This window comes from Ornithinibacter sp., from assembly GCF_035443565.1.
Taxonomy (GTDB): Bacteria; Actinomycetota; Actinomycetes; order Actinomycetales; family Dermatophilaceae; genus Fodinibacter.
Genome location: NZ_DAORSO010000297.1, coordinates 1 through 1830, shown reverse-complemented (window position 1 = coordinate 1830; position 1830 = coordinate 1). Strand labels below are relative to the sequence as shown.

The 1830-nt window shown below is 75.2% G+C and carries 1 protein-coding gene; it reads right to left on the bottom strand.

The genetic code is table 11. The features are described 5' to 3' along the window. Positions 1-1786: hypothetical protein (locus PLL68_RS14625; protein ID WP_324535331.1), on the bottom strand; the 1786-nt coding region annotated here is incomplete at its 3' end. Positions 1787-1830 lie beyond the last annotated feature (44 nt).

Sequence of the window (1830 nt, the reverse complement as noted above, 5' to 3'; positions counted from 1 at the left end):
GCGGGGACCCGAGGTTGGTGAGGTTCTGCGCGAGCTTGCGCCCGAGCACCGAGCCGGCCTCCCCCGAGATCACCGTGTCGACGAACTCGCCCAGGTGGGTGCGCGACGCCGGCGGGCGCCGCCAGTCGAGCCAGGAGATCGCCGCGACGAGCAGCCCAGCGGCGGCGACCGCCACCACCGACCGGCGCACCGTCAGCCGAACTCCAGCGGCACCGGCGATGACCACGAGCCCACCGAGCAGCAGCCCCGGTGGCCCACCGAAGTCGGCACCGAGCGACGGTGGCCCCTCGATCGCCAGGAGCACGACGAGCAGCCCGAACCCCAGCCCCACCGCGACCTGGCGCGAGCGCCACCGCGCACCGGCGACCCACGCGACGAGCACGAGCGCGGCCAGCCCGTAGAGGGCGAAGCTCGTGTTCCCGAAACCGTAGAACCGCCCACCGACGGTCGGGTTCTGCCCGAAGACCGACCCGAGCTGCAGCCGCGACCCGAGGAGCACGTCACCGGCGAGCACCACCACCGTGAACAGCGCCAGGGTGCGCAGCGCACCCAGCGGATGCCGTCGCTCGGCACCCAGCGCGACCGCCGCCACCAGCGCGGTCACCGCCACGAGGATCGCGACGAACACCGCGGCCGGGGCCAGCATCTGCCACCAGGGCACCAGGTTCGCGGCAAACGTCGAGATGGGCACGGCAGCCACCGCGACCCCGCCGACGACCAGCGCCCGGGGCAGCTCTCGCGACGCCCCGCGACGCCACCAGCACCACGCACCCAGGGCCGCCCAGAGGGCGAAGCCCACGGCCAGCCAGGCCGTCACCTGCGGGCTCACCGATCGCAGGGTCGCAGCCCGTGTCTCGAACCCGACGAGGTCATCGACCCGCTGACCGGCCGACGAGGTTCCCGAGACCACGGACACGGCCCGCCCGCTGATCGGTGCGTCCTCGATCCCGACCCGCTCGAGGGCCGTGGCCGTGAGGTCCTGGAGCTGGATGACGCCGGGCTGTCGCGTCGAGCCCGAGGTCAGCAGGCCCTCGCCGAACGACGGACCGCTCGCCACGACCGCCCGCGGTCGCACGCTGGAGTCACCGTCGCCGAGCCCGGCCACGACGACGTCGGCCCCGGGTGCCGCCCCGACGACCTGGGCGACGAGCGCGTCGAGGCGCGTCACGGCATCCGCCCGCTCGGGCTGGGTGACCGGCAGCGCTCCCCCGTCGACGAGCACCACGGGGCACTCGACGCTGGTCGGCACCGTGTCGGAGTACGTCGACCCCACCGATCCGTCAGGGTCGGCGGCACCGATCGCCGCACCCGCCCCGCTGCTCTGCACGCACGCCCCGGATGCCGCGACCGCCTCGGCGAGCAGCCCCGGTCTGGCGTCGTAGGAATCCGCAGCGGCAGCGGCCAGGTAGTCGGACCAGTGCGGCACGACCCCACCGACCGGGGGCAGCGGCTCGCGGCACGGCCCGGGCAGGTCCCCCGCGCGTCGCCCGGCCGAGAGGGTGAGCCAGCCGTCGATGGCGCAGGAGCGGCTGCGCACCGCCCGCACGGTCAGCGACCCGGAGGCGCCCTGCTCGACGAGCGCGCTGAGGGCTGGCAGGTCGTCGCGCTCGAGGTCGGACCAGGCGAGCCCGGGCGCGCCGACGATGACGAGTGGCGGGGTGTCTGAGGCCGTGGCTGTCGTCGCGGACGTCGTGGCGGATGCCGTCGCCCACGCCCATGGTGTGGCCGCGAGGCCGAGGGCCGCGGCCACGAGAGCCATGGCGGCGACGAGGGCGCGGCGCATCATGCCCGCACCAGCTCGTGGGTGGCGATGACCACGAGGGATGCCGT